This is a genomic window from Marinoscillum sp. HNIBRBA16962, assembly GCF_057801515.1.
The window spans coordinates 4,443,335-4,459,248 of record NZ_CM173603.1 but is presented as its reverse complement, the minus strand read 5'-3'; the positions used below and the strand labels follow the sequence as shown (position 1 = coordinate 4,459,248).

The following is a 15,914-nucleotide window of genomic DNA, read 5'->3' as shown; positions in this document are numbered from 1 at the left end:
GCAAATGGCAGTACGCAAAAAAGGTAGAAAAGCAGGTTTCCTGCCAACTGCTTATTGCTTACTGCCTACTGGTTGATGCGCGCTGGTTTCCCCTTAAGGGGCCAGGGGTAGCGAAGGGAAATAATGAAGATAAATAGGCAATAGGCAAATGGCAATAGGCAAAAAAATGAAAATGGCAGTAGACAACAGGCAATATGCAAAAAAGGTAGAGAAGAAAGGTTTCCTGCTTCCTGCCTATACTACCTACTGCTTCCTGCCTACTGGGAGAGTGGGAAGGCCCATTCTCAATTTTCAATTTTCAATTCACAATTAATAAAAGAATGCTGTACTACCTGTTTGACTTTTTAGAACAACAATTTGACCTGATGGGGGCGAGTGTATTTCGCTATATCTCCTTCAGGGCAGGCGCTGCTGCATTTGTTTCGCTGCTGATCACGATCGTATTTGGCCGAAAGTTGATCAACGCGCTTCAGCGCTACCAGGTGGGTGAGTCCATCCGGGATCTGGGTCTGGAAGGTCAGATGAAGAAGCAGGGCACTCCTACGATGGGGGGGATCATCATTATCGCGGCTATCGTCATCCCGACCTTGCTGTTTGCGAAGCTGGAAAACATCTACGTGCAGTTGTTGCTTGTGACCGCTCTGTGGATGGGGCTGATCGGTTTTGTGGATGACTACCTCAAGGTGAAAAAGAAAAACAAGGAAGGGCTGGCAGGCCGGTTTAAGATCATCGGCCAGGTGGCTATCGGTTTGCTGGTAGGAATGGTGATGGTGATGCACCCGGATGTGATCATCCCTGAGCTGGGTGGGTTGGGCATAGCCGACAGCAGCTCCATCGTTACGACCATTCCTTTCGTGAAAAACAATGAATTCCAGTATGACTGGCTGCTTCCGTATTTTATGGAAGATTTTACCTGGGTGATCTATGTACTGGCGGTGATCTTCATCATCACTTCCGTTTCCAATGCCGCTAACCTGACCGACGGGCTGGATGGGCTGGCTGGCGGTAGTGCGGCGATCATTGGCCTTACGCTGGCCATTTTAGCTTACCTGTCAGGTAATGCTGTCTTTGCTGATTACCTCAACATTGCCTTCATCCCCAACTCCGGAGAGCTGGTGATCTTCAGCACCGCTTTTGTGGGAGCCTGCATTGGGTTCCTCTGGTACAACAGCTATCCGGCGCAGGTGTTTATGGGCGATACGGGAAGCCTTTCGCTGGGTGCCGTGATTGCCGTGATGGCTTTGGTGATCCGAAAAGAATTATTGATCCCGATACTGTGTGGTGTGTTTGTGGTAGAGAATTTGTCAGTGATCATGCAGGTATCTTATTTCAAATACACGAAGAAAAAATACGGTGAAGGCAGACGCATCTTTTTGATGTCACCGCTTCACCATCATTATCAGAAGAGGGGCTGGCATGAAGCCAAGATCGTGACGCGCTTTTGGACTACGGGCATTCTTCTGGCCATAATCACATTAGCAACGCTTAAACTTAGATAATCTCGATATGACGCTAGAACAACTCTATCAACGAAACGAAAAATTTCAGCAGCAGGCAACTGAGATTGCTGAGCTGGTTCCCGGAAGTAACCTTCTGGGCTTTTCCACCACACTGATCCGGGGAGCAAAAAAACTGGATCAGCAGTTGCGAAAAGTACTGGAGGCAAAATCCGAAATGCGGTTTTTCCAGCAGATAGAAGCCATGGAAGATGAGATGGATGAGATCATTTACCTCCTGGATAAGCTGGATGTACAAAACCGAAAAGATAAGATCGGTGCGATCAATGATTTTCTGAAGAGAGGCTATGAATTGCTATCTCTTTATTCACTGTGCTGTGATCAGATCATTGAGAAAAAAGCAAAAAAAGAAGATGAATTTGAAGCCGACTGAGACCATGGGGCAGCGGTTAACTACAAAAGAGCTAAATGAAGAATGAATAAGTCCATTGCCATATTAGGTGCAGGTGAGAGTGGTATCGGTGCGGCCATACTGGGCAAAAAGCACGGATACACGGTCTTTGTGTCTGATGCGGGTCCGATAGCAGAAGACAGGAAGCTTATCATGGACGCGCATGAGGTGGAGTACGAAGAAAAAGGTCACTCTGAGCAGCGCATTATGGCAGTAGATGAAGTCATCAAGAGTCCGGGTATACCTGACAAGGCTCCGTTGGTGAAAGAGCTGGTAAAGAAGGGAATACCTGTCATATCAGAGATTGAGTTTGCTTACCGGTACATCGATGAGCACGCCAAGGTCATAGCCATCACCGGAACCAATGGAAAAACGACAACCACTTTGCTGACTCACCATTTGCTGAAAACAGCCGGTATGAAGGTGGCCCTGGGTGGGAATGTAGGTGTAAGCCTGGCAAAGCTGGTGGCAGAAGGCGGCTATGACTATTATGTAGTGGAGGTGAGCAGCTTCCAGCTGGATGGTATTGTGAAGTTTAAACCGGATGTGGCGGTGTTGCTGAATATCACGCCGGATCATCTGGATCGATATGAGCATGACTTTCAAAAATATGTGGCGTCTAAGTTCCGGATCACCGAAAACCTCAGTCAGTCTGAGTGCTTCATCTACTGCGCTGACAGTAAGCCGATCACAGAGGAGCTGGCCCGGAGAAAGGTGGAGGCATGTCTGTTTGCCATCTCTGCCACTAGAAATCCAAAGTGGCAGGCATATATGGAGGATCATCATTTGATCTTCAATTACGAATACAAGGAGCGGAGTGAAAGCCATAAGATCCCCGTCTCTGAAATTGCCCTGATCGGCAAGCACAACATGCTGAATACGATGGCGTCCGTATTGAGCGCATTGACGGTGGAGGTGTCTATTGAGAAAATATTGAAAGGGCTGAAGTCCTTTAAGAATGCTCCGCACCGGATGGAGCTTTGCGGGGAGATAGAGGGAGTGAAATTTATCAACGATTCCAAGGCGACCAATGTGGATTCTGTCTTTTACGCACTGGATGGGATCAAACAAAGGATCATTTGGGTAGCCGGTGGGATCGATAAGGGAAATGATTATGAGCAGATCAAAAAGCTTGTATCAGAAAAGGTGAAAGGGCTGGTTTGTCTGGGTGTGGACAACCGGCCGCTGACGGAGTTTTTCGGAGATGTTTTGGAGCATATCCGGGAGACAAAGTATGTCAAAGGTGCTGTACAGATGGCATTTGAAATGGCTGAGCCAGGAGATGTGGTATTGCTATCGCCGGCCTGTGCCAGCTTTGATCTCTTTAGGAATTATGAAGACCGGGGAGATCAGTTTAAAGAAGCCGTAAAGGCCATGATCAAATCCAAAAAGGAAAAGGTATGAATGCAATAAAAGATTGGGCTTACAGAAACTTGAAAGGCGATCCGGTGATCTGGTTCATCGTGTTTGTACTGTCCATGTTTAGCATCCTGGTAGTGTATAGCGCTACGGGAAGTTTAGCCTATAAGATGAAAGGTGGAGATACTGAGTACTACTTGTTAAAGCACTCCAGCCTGGTATTGCTGAGCTTGTTTGCGATGTGGATTGCCCACAAAATAGATTACCGGTATTATTCCAGGATCTCTTTGTTTGCATTGTGGGTATCCGTACCCCTGTTGCTTTATACCTGGCTGTTCGGAACGAACGTCAATGAAGCTTCACGCTGGATCACCATACCTTTTATCAACCAGGGTTTTCAGCCTTCAGACCTGGCTAAGCTTGCCCTGCTGGTGACATTGGCAAGCATGCTATCGAAGCGACAGAAGAATATTCAGGATTTTCAGCGGGCCATCATACCCATGCTTTTCTGGGTAGGGATCATCTGCGGACTGATTGCTATGTCCAATATTTCATCCGCGATCCTCTTGTTTTTGACTTGTATGCTGGTGCTGTTCATAGGTCGTGTACCGGTAAAATACCTGGTGATGCTTGTAGTCATCGGTGCAGTATCCGGAACGATCTCCTTAACCGTCGGACAGCGTACCGAAACGGCTATTAACAGGTTGGAAAGCTTTTTTGAGAAGGAAGAAGTGCCTTTTCAGGCCAAGCAGTCTTACATCGCGATAGCTACAGGCGGACTAACCGGCAAGGGTCCCGGGCAAAGTGATCAGAGAAATTATCTGCCGCATTCCTCTTCGGACTTTGTGTTTGCAATCATCCTGGAAGAATACGGAATGATCGGTGGACTGGTGGTCCTGTTTTTATTTCTCGCTCTGCTCTACCGGGGCATGAAAGCAGCAGCAGAGAGCCACCGGGCTTATGGTGGATTGCTGTCAGCAGGGTTGTCATTTGCGCTGGTCATGCAGGCAATGGTCAACATGGGTGTGGCAGTAGGGTTGGGGCCGATTACCGGTCTTCCACTTCCACTGATCAGTATGGGAGGAACCTCCCAGCTTTTTGCCGGACTGGCCATAGGCATCATACTGAGTGTAAGTCGTGGAGAAATTGATGATATCGGATCGCCACTGGCGAATAGTTATAAAGAACGAATAAAAGAAGCAGCATAATCGAACAGAAAAAACCATATCGTGGATCTCCATTCCGGATCATGATCAGCGGCGGAGGCACCGGCGGGCATATTTATCCCGCCATCTCTATAGCTCAATCTTTGCAGGATATCCTGCATGAGGTGGAGATCCTTTTCGTGGGAGCGGAGGGAAAGATGGAGATGGAAAAAGTGCCGGAAGCCGGATTTAAGATCGTTGGGCTGTGGATCAGCGGGATTCAGCGGAGCCTTTCATTGCAGAATTTCCTGTTTCCGTTTAAGCTGACCTCCAGTATCCGAAAATCTTCCCGGCTGATCAAGTCCTTTAAGCCGGATGCGGTGGTGGGCGTAGGAGGGTATGCCAGCGGGCCGCTGCTATACGCTGCCACTAAAAAAGGCATTCCTACCCTGATACAGGAGCAAAATTCCTATGCAGGTCTTACGAATAAGTTGTTGGCAAAACGGGTAGACACGATTTGTGTAGCGCATGAAGGAATGGAGCTGTATTTTCCTTCTGATAAGCTGGTGGTAACGGGCAATCCGGTCCGGAAATCGATTTTGCTGCCCGAAGATAAGCGGGATGAGGCGTATAAGTTTTTCGGTTTTTCACCGGATAAGAAAACCATCCTTATTGTGGGTGGAAGTCTGGGCGCTCGTTCTGTAAATGAATTCATCCTGGCCGGATATGGCCGGTTAGCGGCATCCGGCTACCAGGTGATCTGGCAGACCGGGGGCTATTACTTTGAAGAAATGAAATCCCGGGTAGAAAAACCCGCAGAGAATATATTGATCAGGGACTTTGTAAAGGAAATGCACTACGCCTATGCAGTGGCGGATGTGGTGATATCCCGGGCAGGAGCATTGTCCATTGCCGAGCTGATGCTTACAGGCAAGCCAGGCATCCTGGTGCCTTCGCCTAATGTAGCCGAAGATCACCAAACCATCAATGCGAAAGCGCTGGTGGAGCGCGATGCAGCGGTCCTGGTAAAGGATAGTGAAGCCATGGAGAAATTGATCGATACGGTTTTTGATCTGATAGAAGACGACGAGCGCAAATGTGAACTGAGCAGAAATATCAAGGCTATGTCTCATCCGGATGCGGCAAAAGACATAGCTAATGAAGTCATAAAAATGATCGTATGAGGCTGGAAGACATCCATAGTGTGTATTTTATTGGGATCGGAGGGATCGGTATGAGTGCGATCGCCCGCTGGTTTGATCAGCGTGGAGCGGTGGTGGGAGGCTATGACCGTGTCCAGACCCCATTGACCGGCAGGCTGGAGTCTGAAGGTATCTGGGTGCATTATGAAGATTATATCAATGAGGTGCCTGATGCTTTTCTGGAAACAGAGGGTACGCTGATCGTGTATACACCTGCAGTGCCAAAAAACCACAACGAGCTCAATTACTTCCTGGACAAAGGGTTTGCTGTAAAAAAACGGTCTGAAGTACTGGGTATCATTTCAGCGGGACACTTTACCATTGCTGTGGGAGGAACTCATGGGAAAACCACGACTTCTTCGATGGTTGCTCATTTGCTGAATGCCTCTGCCACGGGATGTTCTGCATTTGTCGGGGGCATCATGACCAACTATGATTCCAACCTGATCGTGGGAGGTGAAGGAGCTCCGGTAGTGGTCGAAGCTGATGAATTTGACCGGTCATTCCACCGGCTGTCACCCAATTATGTGATCATTTCGTCTGTAGATCCCGATCACCTGGATATTTATGGTGACGAAACGGAGATGAAAAAAGCTTTTGCTGAATTCATTCATAAGAATGCTGAGGATGGAAAAACCATCATTCAGTACGGGGCTGCTGAAAAGATCAAATGGCACCTGGATCGGCCTTACTATACCTATGGGATTGAAAAAGGAGATATTCAGGCCAGAGATATCCGGGCAGTGGATGGAACCTTCGTTTTCAACTACCATGGTAAAAAAGAAATTCATGATCTCCGGCTGACAGTACCCGGCTTCCATAACGTGGAAAATGCGCTGGCTGCTATTACCGTGGCGCTGGATCAGGGGATGGACCCTAAAACTGTTAAAGATCAGCTGGCTGCTTATCGCGGTGTAAAAAGGAGGTTTGAGTATGTGATCAAGGATGATCGATTCATTTTCATTGATGACTATGCACATCACCCTACCGAAATCACTGCTTTTCTGAGGTCTGTCCGAAAGCTTTATCCTGCTAAAAAGGTAACTGCTGTTTTTCAGCCGCACCTGTATAGCCGCACCAAAGATTTTCAGGATGGTTTTGCCGAAAGCCTTGAGCTGGCCGATGAAGTGATCCTGCTGGACATTTACCCGGCCAGGGAAGAACCTATGCCGGGAGTCACATCGGAGATCATCTTTGAAAAGATCAGGAAGGAAGCGAAAACCCTGTGCAGCAAGGCTGACCTTTTGGAAGAATTGAATGGCCGGGAGGTAGAGCTGCTTTGTACGATCGGGGCAGGGGATATCGATCAGGAGGTCCCAAAGTTGAAAGAAAAATATTTAAAGAAATACGGCATTGAAGCGTGAGATAAAAAACATATTGTTCTTTTCGGTTTCAGCAGTGCTGATGCTGATCATCATTGGGTTTACCAGCACCAGAAACAGCGGTAAGCCCGTGAATAATGTGTTGGTAAAGATCAAAGATCAGAATGGAGATTTCTTTACCGACCAAATGGAGATCCTGGACCTGCTGAATGCTGAGAGTACCGACTATGTACTTGGATTGTCACTGAAGCAACTGGATTTGAAAATGTTGGAGAAAAGGGTGGAAGCTCATCCGTTTGTGAAGGATGCCCAGGTTTTTCGTGATGTGAAGGGAAATATTATGGTGAATGTAATTCAGGCTCAGCCTGTAGCCAGGATTTTCCGCAAAGGAGACGATCATCAGTACATCGATGCTGAGGGAAATCTGCTGCCAACGATCACGAAGCATACGGCCCGTGTTCCGCTGGTTGAGCTGGAGCACAGGTTTAGCTGGGAGAAAAACGTGACAGAAACGGATTACGGGAAGAAAGTCCTTGACTTGCTGAACTATATAGACAGGGATGAGTTCTGGCGGGCGCAGATTGCGGGATTGATTATCGAAAAAGATGGAGAGCTGACGCTACTGCCTCAGGTTACCAAGCAGGACATAAAGTTTGGAATGCCGGAGGACTTTGATCGGAAATTTAAAAAGTTGAAAATATTTTATAAGGAGATCTTACCAAACAAGGGTTGGAACACCTATAGTTTGGTCAATTTGAAGTTTAAGAATCAAATCGTTTGCGAATAAATAATGTCATAGGCCTGTAAGGCCAAAGTGTAGAAAACAGAAAACTATTATTGAAATGGAAGAAGATAAAATCATCGTCGGATTAGATATCGGAACCACCAAAATCTGCGCGATCGTCGGTCGCAAAAACGAATTTGGTAAGCTGGAAGTTCTGGGTATGGGCAAGGCGGTTTCTGACGGAGTGATCCGGGGGATCGTAACGAATATTGACAAGACAGTTAATGCCATTGAAAAGGCTGTAAATGAAGCCAGTGAGCAGTCTGGTATTGATATCCGTGTGGTAAATGTAGGCATTGCCGGGCAGCACATTAAAAGCGCTGTTCATCATGGGTCCATCACCCGGGATTCGGATGATGAGATCACTGTAGAGGATGTGGGGCGACTTACTAACGATATGTACCGTATCGTTATCCCACCCGGAAGCGAGATCATTCACGTAATGCCGCAAGATTACATTGTGGATTACGAAGATGGAATTAAGGACCCTGTTGGTATGTCCGGAGTTAAGCTGGAGGCGGACTTCCATATTATCACAGCACAAACCAACGCCATTAACAACATCAACAAATGCATTCGTCGGGCAGGTCTTGAGATTGAAAACCTCATACTGGAGCCTTTGGCTTCCAGCTTAGCCGTGCTCAGCGATGAAGAGAAGGAGGCAGGTGTATGCCTGGTTGATGTAGGGGGTGGCACCACTGACATAGCGGTATTCTATGATAATATCATTCGTCATACGGCGGTCATCCCATTTGGTGGGAATATTGTCACCTCGGACATTAAGCAGGGCTGTATGGTCATGGAGCACCAGGCGGAGCTGCTTAAGACCAGGTTTGGCCGTGCCATTGCTGAAGAGGCAAGCCCCAATGAGATCGTTTCGATCCCCGGCCTGAGAAACCGCCCTCCAAAGGAGATCTCTCTGAAAAACCTGGCGCATATCATAGAGGCAAGGATGCAGGAGATCATTGAGATGGTGCATACGGAGATCATCACCAGTGGATTCAATAAGAAGCTGGCTGCAGGGATTGTGGTCACGGGCGGTGGCGCTCAGCTGACAAACCTTCAGCAGCTTGTAGAATATATGACCGGGTTGGATACCCGTATAGGTCATCCGAACGAGCATCTGGGCAAGAGCAAGATAGATGCAGTGAAAAGCCCGATGTTTTCAACCAGTATCGGACTGGTACTGTCCGGTTTCCGGGCGATCGATATCCGGGAGGAGCGATACAATGAAAAGCGAGGGAAAGCCCCGAAAGGAAGAAACAAGCAGGGAGCTAAGTTTTTTCAAAACATTTTGGAGAAAACCAAAGGCCTTTTGATCGATGATATTGATGATCAGAAGGACTACTAATTACAGAAGCAGAATTTAAAATTATAAGTCATGGCAGATAATACTTATCAATTTGATTTGCCCTCACACCACAAGTCGATCATTAAAGTGATCGGTATCGGTGGAGGAGGTAGTAATGCAGTCAACCACATGTACAACCTTGGGATCAAGGATGTTGAGTTTGTGGTATGTAATACTGATATCCAGGCACTTGAAAGCAGTCCGGTTCCCAGTAAGCTACAGCTGGGAGTTAACCTCACTGGCGGCCTTGGAGCTGGAGCTAACCCTGAGAAGGGGAAAAATGCAGCCCTGGAATCAAAGGAAGAGATCCGGGAAATGCTTGCTGAAAATACGCGAATGGTCTTCATCACGGCTGGTATGGGAGGAGGTACCGGTACCGGTGCAGCCCCTATTATTGCCGAGGTAGCAAAAGAGCTGGATATCCTCACGGTGGGGATTGTCACTGCGCCTTTTGCTTTTGAAGGGCGTAAGAAGACTCAGGCAGCTAATGAAGGTATCGCCGAGCTGAAAGCCAACTGTGATACCGTGCTCGTGATCCTGAATGATAAGCTGAGGGAGATATTTGGCAATCTGCCGATCCGGGAGGCTTTCGGACAGGCCGATAATGTTTTGACTACCGCAGCAAAAGGAATTGCGGAGATCATTACTGTTCCCGGCTATGTCAACGTGGATTTTGAAGATGTGAAAACGGTGATGAAGAATGCCGGCGCTGCGGTAATGGGCTCTGCGCAGACCTACGGTGAAAACCGGGCACGAAGGGCAGCGGAAGAAGCGCTCAACTCGCCGCTGCTTAACAATCAGAACATCACCGGAGCACAGAAGATCCTGCTCTCCATCATGTCAGGTGAGGAGGCCGAGCTGCAAATGGACGAGCTGGCAGACATCACTGATTACATGCAGGAGTTTAGCGGTGACGAAGCTGATGTGATCTTCGGTCACGGTGTGGATCAGGACCTGGGAGAGAACATCCGCGTAACGGTGATCGCGACCGGTTTTGATAGTGATGGTGAGATCCGGCACATCCCTAAAAAGAATGCTTCATCGGAGACTAAAAAGGTCTATGACCTGGAGTCATCCCGACAGATCAAGCTCTTTGATATCAAAGATGAAGAAGATGATGATTATGAAGCGGATGAAGTAGAGGACAAAGAGGAAGAACCGTCATATGATTTCCTAAAGCGAGAGATCAGAAAAGCTGTAGAGGAGGAAGATGAGCAGGAGGAGAATGAATTTGAGTTTGATCTGGGTGCTGATTACGAGGTTTTTGAGGAAGAAGAGAAAGAAGAGCATGCACATGCTGACTTTTTCAGTGTTGAAAACATGACTTCAGATCAAATAAACTCTAAGAAAGTGGAGCTCATGGAGCAGCGCAGAAAACGGGAGGAGATGCTGGAAGGGAAGCAAAAGGAGCATATCTCCAGTCAAAATTTCAAGGAGAAATTTGACGTGCCCGCATACGAGCGTAAGCGCATTAAATTCTCCAAGGTGCCGCACTCTTCCGAACGTAATATTTCGAAGTTTAATCTAACTGATGATAATCAGATACTGGGAAACAATAAGTATCTGCACGATAATGTCGATTAATCCTGACAAGATCCTTAGGGGTTTTGACGGGATTAACTCTGAGGCTCTGTTTGATACAAACGGACAGGGCTTTTAGTGTTAATGTTTTCTGCACATGACGAAAACCGGTAGGATTTTCTTGCCGGTTTTTTATTTTTCAATAAGTAGAGCGCTAAATGCGTTATAAATTTACGATTGACAAAAAAAATGAAAGTATAGTAGGGGTTTTTATTTATATTGATCAATCATTTTATTAAACTTGAAGCAGATAAATCGAATCGTCTAGATATGAAAAATCCTTTGGCCGGCTTTTTTAAAATTTTTCAGCCGAAATACTCCGTAGTGGTTAACATGTATCATGTACTTCCCGGATCTCCGGTGAAGAAACATTCACACATCCATGATTTTGGGAAAGGTGAGTTGGATCGTGCGCAAAGCTTCTTTAATAAAGTTGTTGCAAGACATACTCAGCTTGGGTTTCCAAACACTGAGATCCACTTGATTAAAGGAAAGAAAAGAGTAATCGATCAAATGAATTATGGTCCTGTGGAGATGGTTAAGAATAACTTTAAAGTTCAGAGCGCTTAGCTGATCACCCATTTAGAATATTGAAGCTTGCCGGTTATGGTGAGCTTTTTTTGTTATTAATCTTTCTTACACCTTTTTTGAGTTAACCATTTCATCAATACTAAAATTACCTCAGTTCGGTATAATAAAAAACAAAATACCTCCTTTTGCGATTACTATATGTATGTCACTACATAAGACTTAACTTAAACGTAATCAGACCATTAAAAACAAAAAGCTATGAAAAAATTAATTTCAATTTTCACAATTGCAGCCTTAGTGATGTTCTCAGGTTTTAAGGCAGCCACCGTAGCACAGACCTGGGAGGTAGATATGGCACACAGTAAAATCGGGTTTACAGTGACCCATTTCTTTACACCAGTTGATGGAAAGTTCTCCTCGTTCAAGAGTGAGGTTAATTTCAGCCCGGATGACCTGGCCGGAAGTAACGTAAGTTTTACTATCCCGGTAGCATCAATAGATACTGATAATGAAAGGAGAGACAATCACCTGCAATCGGAAGATTTCTTCAATGTAGAGAAATGGCCCGAAATCACGTTTACCTCTGGCTCCTTTAAAAAGACAGGTGATAATCAGTTTGAGGTGACAGGTGATCTTACTATTCGTGAGGTGACTAAAACGGTGACGGTACCTTTTAAATTACTGGGAGTCCAGGATCACCCGATGAAGAAGGGCTCTAAGGTAGCGGCCGTAAGTGGTTCGGTAAAGATAGACCGTACTGACTATAATGTAGGTGTCGGCGACTGGGCAGCAACGGCTGTGGTCGGCGATGAAGTGGATATCAAATTTGCTTTCGAGCTGGTCAGTAAAAAGTAGTTGATAATAAAAATTACCTCAATTCGATATAATAAAAAACAAAATACCTATCTACTATTTAAACATCCCAGTTGCTTAAAGCCCTTTTCTTGCTGGGGGCAAGGCAATGCTATTAAGCTAAGCTCATTAGCCTGTTGGAGACAACTCCAACAGGGGGGCGGATGTGCAGTAGGTCGCCCTGGTTGGTCTTGTGACTAACCGGCAGACCGTTAGCTTAACGGTGTGGAGGGGAAAAGGTGTGGTGTCTTTCGAAATCGAAAGTGATTCCACGTCTGCCTGCGGGAATGACCGTATTTTGTTTTTTATTAAAGTGCCTACGTCAGAGTTCAAGTTTAAAAAAATACCTGCAGGCAGTTCTTAGTATCCGGGTATGTTCTTTCCCAGAACGATGTTTCTTTCTGCAACCAGTAATCCGCCTTTTTTGTTGAGCTCTATAATCCCTGAGCCACCACGATTCCCGGCCCTGTTTTTAATCTGTGCGGTCAGGTTTGGGTCATCATGGAAGTGATACGAATCGATGTAGTATTCTGAGTATCCGGGTTCTTTGATGGTGGCGTGAATGTGCTGGGCTACGGTGGTATTTGGGTAGGAAGCAGGTCTGAAAGTATAGAAGGTGTATTTCCCATCCGGCCCGGTTTTGATCCAGCCCCGGTGCTGACCGTGCCTTTTTTCCCACCCTTCAGGTTTTTCAGTGGGCTTATAGATACCTTTTTCATTGGTATGATACAGGTACAGTATCACATTTTCAGCAGGATCTCCATTCTGATCGTAGATCACCCCGGTTACTTTCATTGGTTCAGAGGAAGCGCCAAAGCCTGGAATTGTATCGACCGCATTCAAAGCCTGGTTCCCGTATTCATAAATCGCTTCACACCCCTCGCAAGATCCGCCGACCTGCTTTTCCTGTGACTGAGTGCAGCTGATTAGAAAAGCCAATAGTGCTGATAGGAGAAGAAATCGTTTCATGCCGCATTATGTTGGTTCTATTGATTCATACGAGGCAAATACCCAAATTGATTGAAAAAGTTTGATGGGCGGTTTTCAGGATCGGACTTCCGAAGTTTTGGAAACTTCGGAAGTCTGGTGATTTCTGCGAGGGTGTAGGTGTCTAATGATGGACATAGTCTGAATTTCCGCCGGATAATTTTCTGATCTCTGAGAGGTCTTTTTGGGAAAGGCTGTATTCCATTTCGAATTTTTCAAATATCACATTGTCAAAAAGGATGGTGCCTTCATTTTTTGGTAGGTAAAGCTTAAACTCTCCCTCTAAATTTGATACGGTCCCAATCCTGAATTGTGGGATAATGATATTGGTATTGTCCATCGGTTCTTTGCCTTTCTTTCGGAGTATTTTGCCTACCATAAGTAAGCTGTCCCTCTTTAGTTCATAAGTATATCGAACAATGCTTCGTTTGCTTTTGAATTCGTTTTCGTAGGGCTGTTGGACGACCTCAAATGAGAATAAAAATGCGATGAACACAAAAAGTGTAAGTGTAAGAAAACGTTTGATCATCAGATATCTAATAACAACCGGTTTCATCAAATCCCCTTAACAGCCGCCTTATCCACAAACCACAATAGGCTTCCCTGGTCAGGTTTAATATGCGCTGCCGGATAGCTTTCCCATGCTCCTTTCTGGTTCAGAATTTCATCTACCTTTTCTTTCTTGCCTGCTCCTGTTACCAGGAAAACCACTTCTTTGGCTGCATTGATTACTTTTCCTGTCAGTGTCACTCGTTTTTGTCCGGATTCAGGGTGAGTAGCCACATCACAAAGAATATTAGCTTTTAAAAGCTCCATCTGGTGAGGAAAAATAGAGGCGGTATGACCGTCTCCACCCATCCCCAGAATGATCAGGTCAAAAACCGGTAATTCATTTTCAACAGGGAGGTTGTCTTTCAGTTCTTTGGAATACCGTTCGGCTTCCCGGTGGGGCTCGCGTTCTCCTTTTACACGATGGATATTTTGTTTCGGAATAGTGATGTGATCCAGGAGGTGTTCTTTCGTCATCCTGAAGTTGCTTTCCTCATCCTCCGGAGGCACGCAACGCTCATCACCCCAGTAAAAATGAATTCGGTCCCAAAGAGGCGAGTCCTGATAGGCCTTTGCCAGGTAGTCGAAAAGCAGTTTTGGAGTGGAGCCACCGGATAGAGCGCAATGAAGCACTTTTTTACTGCCAGCTTTTTGCATCAGGTAGTCTCCAAATGCAGCTGCTGTGGCTTTGGGATCTTCAAAAATTCGTAGGTTCTTATTGTCTGTCATAATTCACAAAAAATTCCGTCTTCAGCCAGATTTTTACATGGATACCTCCACATCATGTTGTCTCCGTCGATGAGGTCATCCACATGTTCCGGCCCCCAGGTGCCGGCGGGATATCCGTATATCGGTATGCTTTTGTCTTCCTTCCATGCTTTGAGGATGGGATCTATAAACTCCCATGCAGCTTCCACACTGTCTCCACGGGCATAAAGGGTAGCATCTCCCTGCATACAGTCCAGGATGAGCCGCTCGTAAGCATCCGGTACATAGGCATCTGTCAGGTCTGAATACAGAAAGTCCATATTGACATTTTTCACTTCAAACCCTGCTCCGGGCACTTTCATGCCAAATTTCAGCAGGATTCCTTCATCAGGCTGGATCCTGAGTACAAGCATATTTTGAGCATTGATCTTCTGGTTATTACTGAATATGTGGTGATGATTGGGATTGAAGTGGATCACTACTTCAGAAACCCGGGTAGGTAGTTTTTTACCTGTCCGGATGTAAAAGGGCACACCAGCCCATCTCCAGTTGTCAATGAAGAACTTTACTGCTGCAAAAGTTTCCGTTCTCGATTCCGGATTTACACCTTCTTCCTCCCGGTAGCCTTTTACTTCTTTTCCTTTGATCTTGCTGGCCAGGTATTGTCCGCGGATCACATTGGTTCTTATCTCGTCTTTTGTAAGGGGTCTGAGGGACTGAAAAACTTTGAGCTTTTCATTCCGGATGCTGTATGCATCAGATTTTACCGGTGGCTCCATGGCCACCAGCCCAATAAGCTGCAGCAGGTGGTTTTGCACCATATCACGAAGAGCTCCGGACCCGTCGTAGTATCCGCCCCGTTTCTCCACACCTACAGACTCAGCGGAGGTGATCTCCACCCGGTGAATGTAGTTGCGGTTCCAGAGTGGCTCGAAGATGCTGTTTGAAAACCTGGTGACCAGCAGGTTTTGAACGGTTTCTTTACCTAAATAATGATCAATCCGGTAAATCTGGTCTTCCTTATAATCCTTTAGAAGACTCTTGTTTAGCGCTTTGGCAGATTTCAGGTCGTAACCAAAAGGTTTTTCAATGATCAGCCGGGTCCATCCCCTGTCTTCTTTATTCAGACCTACGCTAGCCAGGTTTTTCGGTACTACGGCATACAGGCTGGGAGGGACACTGAGGTAAAAAATGGCATTGTAGTTGGTGCCGAATGATTCGTCTATGGTATTCAAACGGTCGGCCAGCTTCTGATATTCTTCGGCTTTAGCGGTATCGAGGGATTGATAATGGATCAGTTTCGCAAACCGGTCCAGTGCTTCTCCTTTTTCCTTGTCTTTTAAATGGTCATTGTCGTGGACCACTTTTTTACGGAAAGTTTCATCATCATAGTCGGTCCGGCCAACTCCGACAATGGCGTATTTTTCCGGAAGGTAATTTTTCTTATATAGATTGTAAATTGCAGGGATCAGTTTTCTGGTCGTGAGGTCACCGGAGGCTCCGAATATGACCAGAATCTGATTATCATTTTTTACCATTTCTTAGAATATTAAAAAGGAAGCATTAATTTCAAGCCATAAATAAGGATTTCCAGGGAGTCATAGCATTTTCGCTGAAATTCACTTTAGCTTGTCT

General features: G+C 46.1%; 15 protein-coding genes. 11 read left to right on the top strand and 4 right to left on the bottom strand.

Going from position 1 to position 15,914, the window contains the following annotated elements; translation table 11 throughout:
- Window positions 1-320 precede the first annotated feature (320 nt).
- From mraY to AC3E9V_RS18440, 11 genes are all read left to right on the top strand, one after another.
- A complete protein-coding gene (gene mraY, locus AC3E9V_RS18490) occupies window positions 321-1,499 on the top strand; it encodes a phospho-N-acetylmuramoyl-pentapeptide-transferase (protein ID WP_488749635.1) in 1,179 nt (392 codons plus the stop codon).
- Between the two features lie 7 nt (window positions 1,500-1,506).
- Entirely contained in the window at window positions 1,507-1,890 is a 384-nt protein-coding gene (locus AC3E9V_RS18485) for a hypothetical protein (protein ID WP_488749634.1), read from the top strand.
- A 42-nt stretch (window positions 1,891-1,932) separates the two neighbouring features.
- Window positions 1,933-3,312, top strand: coding sequence for a UDP-N-acetylmuramoyl-L-alanine--D-glutamate ligase (murD, locus tag AC3E9V_RS18480; protein ID WP_488749633.1), 1,380 nt, complete (start codon window positions 1,933-1,935; stop codon window positions 3,310-3,312).
- Window positions 3,309-4,475, top strand: a complete 1,167-nt coding sequence (locus AC3E9V_RS18475) for an FtsW/RodA/SpoVE family cell cycle protein (RefSeq protein ID WP_488749632.1) — start codon at window positions 3,309-3,311, stop codon at window positions 4,473-4,475. Before murD ends, AC3E9V_RS18475 begins: the two co-directional genes overlap by 4 nt.
- A gap of 41 nt (window positions 4,476-4,516) precedes the next feature.
- Window positions 4,517-5,596, top strand: a complete 1,080-nt coding sequence (gene murG / locus AC3E9V_RS18470) for an undecaprenyldiphospho-muramoylpentapeptide beta-N-acetylglucosaminyltransferase (protein ID WP_488749631.1) — start codon at window positions 4,517-4,519, stop codon at window positions 5,594-5,596.
- A complete protein-coding gene (murC, locus tag AC3E9V_RS18465) occupies window positions 5,593-6,978 on the top strand; it encodes a UDP-N-acetylmuramate--L-alanine ligase (RefSeq protein WP_488749630.1) in 1,386 nt (461 codons plus the stop codon). Before murG ends, murC begins: the two co-directional genes overlap by 4 nt.
- A complete protein-coding gene (locus AC3E9V_RS18460) occupies window positions 6,968-7,723 on the top strand; it encodes a cell division protein FtsQ/DivIB (RefSeq protein ID WP_488749629.1) in 756 nt (251 codons plus the stop codon). Before murC ends, AC3E9V_RS18460 begins: the two co-directional genes overlap by 11 nt.
- Window positions 7,724-7,778: 55 nt before the next feature.
- Entirely contained in the window at window positions 7,779-9,071 is a 1,293-nt protein-coding gene (ftsA, locus tag AC3E9V_RS18455; RefSeq protein WP_488749628.1) for a cell division protein FtsA, read from the top strand.
- 30 nt (window positions 9,072-9,101) lie between these two features.
- Entirely contained in the window at window positions 9,102-10,655 is a 1,554-nt protein-coding gene (gene ftsZ, locus AC3E9V_RS18450; RefSeq protein WP_488749627.1) for a cell division protein FtsZ, read from the top strand.
- 267 nt (window positions 10,656-10,922) lie between these two features.
- On the top strand, window positions 10,923-11,222 hold the full coding sequence (locus AC3E9V_RS18445; RefSeq protein ID WP_488749626.1) for a hypothetical protein: 300 nt from the start codon (window positions 10,923-10,925) through the stop codon (window positions 11,220-11,222).
- A gap of 219 nt (window positions 11,223-11,441) precedes the next feature.
- Window positions 11,442-12,038, top strand: a complete 597-nt coding sequence (locus AC3E9V_RS18440; protein ID WP_488749625.1) for a YceI family protein — start codon at window positions 11,442-11,444, stop codon at window positions 12,036-12,038.
- A gap of 357 nt (window positions 12,039-12,395) precedes the next feature.
- Here AC3E9V_RS18440 and AC3E9V_RS18435 read toward each other — a convergent pair whose 3' ends face one another.
- From AC3E9V_RS18435 to zwf, 4 genes are all read right to left on the bottom strand, one after another.
- Window positions 12,396-13,004, bottom strand: a complete 609-nt coding sequence (locus AC3E9V_RS18435) for a dioxygenase family protein (RefSeq protein ID WP_488749624.1) — start codon at window positions 13,002-13,004, stop codon at window positions 12,396-12,398.
- A 142-nt stretch (window positions 13,005-13,146) separates the two neighbouring features.
- Window positions 13,147-13,551, bottom strand: coding sequence for a carboxypeptidase-like regulatory domain-containing protein (locus AC3E9V_RS18430; protein WP_488749623.1), 405 nt, complete (start codon window positions 13,549-13,551; stop codon window positions 13,147-13,149).
- A gap of 26 nt (window positions 13,552-13,577) precedes the next feature.
- Window positions 13,578-14,300 carry a 6-phosphogluconolactonase gene (gene pgl / locus AC3E9V_RS18425; protein ID WP_488749622.1) on the bottom strand — a complete coding sequence of 241 codons (723 nt, stop codon included), beginning with the start codon at window positions 14,298-14,300 and terminating at the stop codon, window positions 13,578-13,580.
- Window positions 14,297-15,817 carry a glucose-6-phosphate dehydrogenase gene (gene zwf, locus AC3E9V_RS18420; RefSeq protein WP_488749621.1) on the bottom strand — a complete coding sequence of 507 codons (1,521 nt, stop codon included), beginning with the start codon at window positions 15,815-15,817 and terminating at the stop codon, window positions 14,297-14,299. Before zwf ends, pgl begins: the two co-directional genes overlap by 4 nt.
- Between the last annotated feature and the right edge of the window lie 97 nt (window positions 15,818-15,914).

Bases quoted from the DNA above. Each gene is read 5' to 3' on its own strand.
- ftsZ (WP_488749627.1), top strand. From the start codon at position 9,102: ATGGCAGATAATACTTATCAATTTGATTTGCCCTCACACCACAAGTCG.
- murG (WP_488749631.1), top strand. From the start codon at position 4,517: ATGATCAGCGGCGGAGGCACCGGCGGGCATATTTATCCCGCCATCTCT.
- AC3E9V_RS18475 (WP_488749632.1), top strand. From the start codon at position 3,309: ATGAATGCAATAAAAGATTGGGCTTACAGAAACTTGAAAGGCGATCCG.
- AC3E9V_RS18445 (WP_488749626.1), top strand. From the start codon at position 10,923: ATGAAAAATCCTTTGGCCGGCTTTTTTAAAATTTTTCAGCCGAAATAC.
- murC (WP_488749630.1), top strand. From the start codon at position 5,593: ATGAGGCTGGAAGACATCCATAGTGTGTATTTTATTGGGATCGGAGGG.
- AC3E9V_RS18440 (WP_488749625.1), top strand. From the start codon at position 11,442: ATGAAAAAATTAATTTCAATTTTCACAATTGCAGCCTTAGTGATGTTC.
- ftsA (WP_488749628.1), top strand. From the start codon at position 7,779: ATGGAAGAAGATAAAATCATCGTCGGATTAGATATCGGAACCACCAAA.
- zwf (WP_488749621.1), bottom strand. From the start codon at position 15,817: ATGGTAAAAAATGATAATCAGATTCTGGTCATATTCGGAGCCTCCGGT.
- pgl (WP_488749622.1), bottom strand. From the start codon at position 14,300: ATGACAGACAATAAGAACCTACGAATTTTTGAAGATCCCAAAGCCACA.
- AC3E9V_RS18435 (WP_488749624.1), bottom strand. From the start codon at position 13,004: ATGAAACGATTTCTTCTCCTATCAGCACTATTGGCTTTTCTAATCAGC.
- AC3E9V_RS18430 (WP_488749623.1), bottom strand. From the start codon at position 13,551: ATGATCAAACGTTTTCTTACACTTACACTTTTTGTGTTCATCGCATTT.
- AC3E9V_RS18485 (WP_488749634.1), top strand. From the start codon at position 1,507: ATGACGCTAGAACAACTCTATCAACGAAACGAAAAATTTCAGCAGCAG.
- murD (WP_488749633.1), top strand. From the start codon at position 1,933: ATGAATAAGTCCATTGCCATATTAGGTGCAGGTGAGAGTGGTATCGGT.
- mraY (WP_488749635.1), top strand. From the start codon at position 321: ATGCTGTACTACCTGTTTGACTTTTTAGAACAACAATTTGACCTGATG.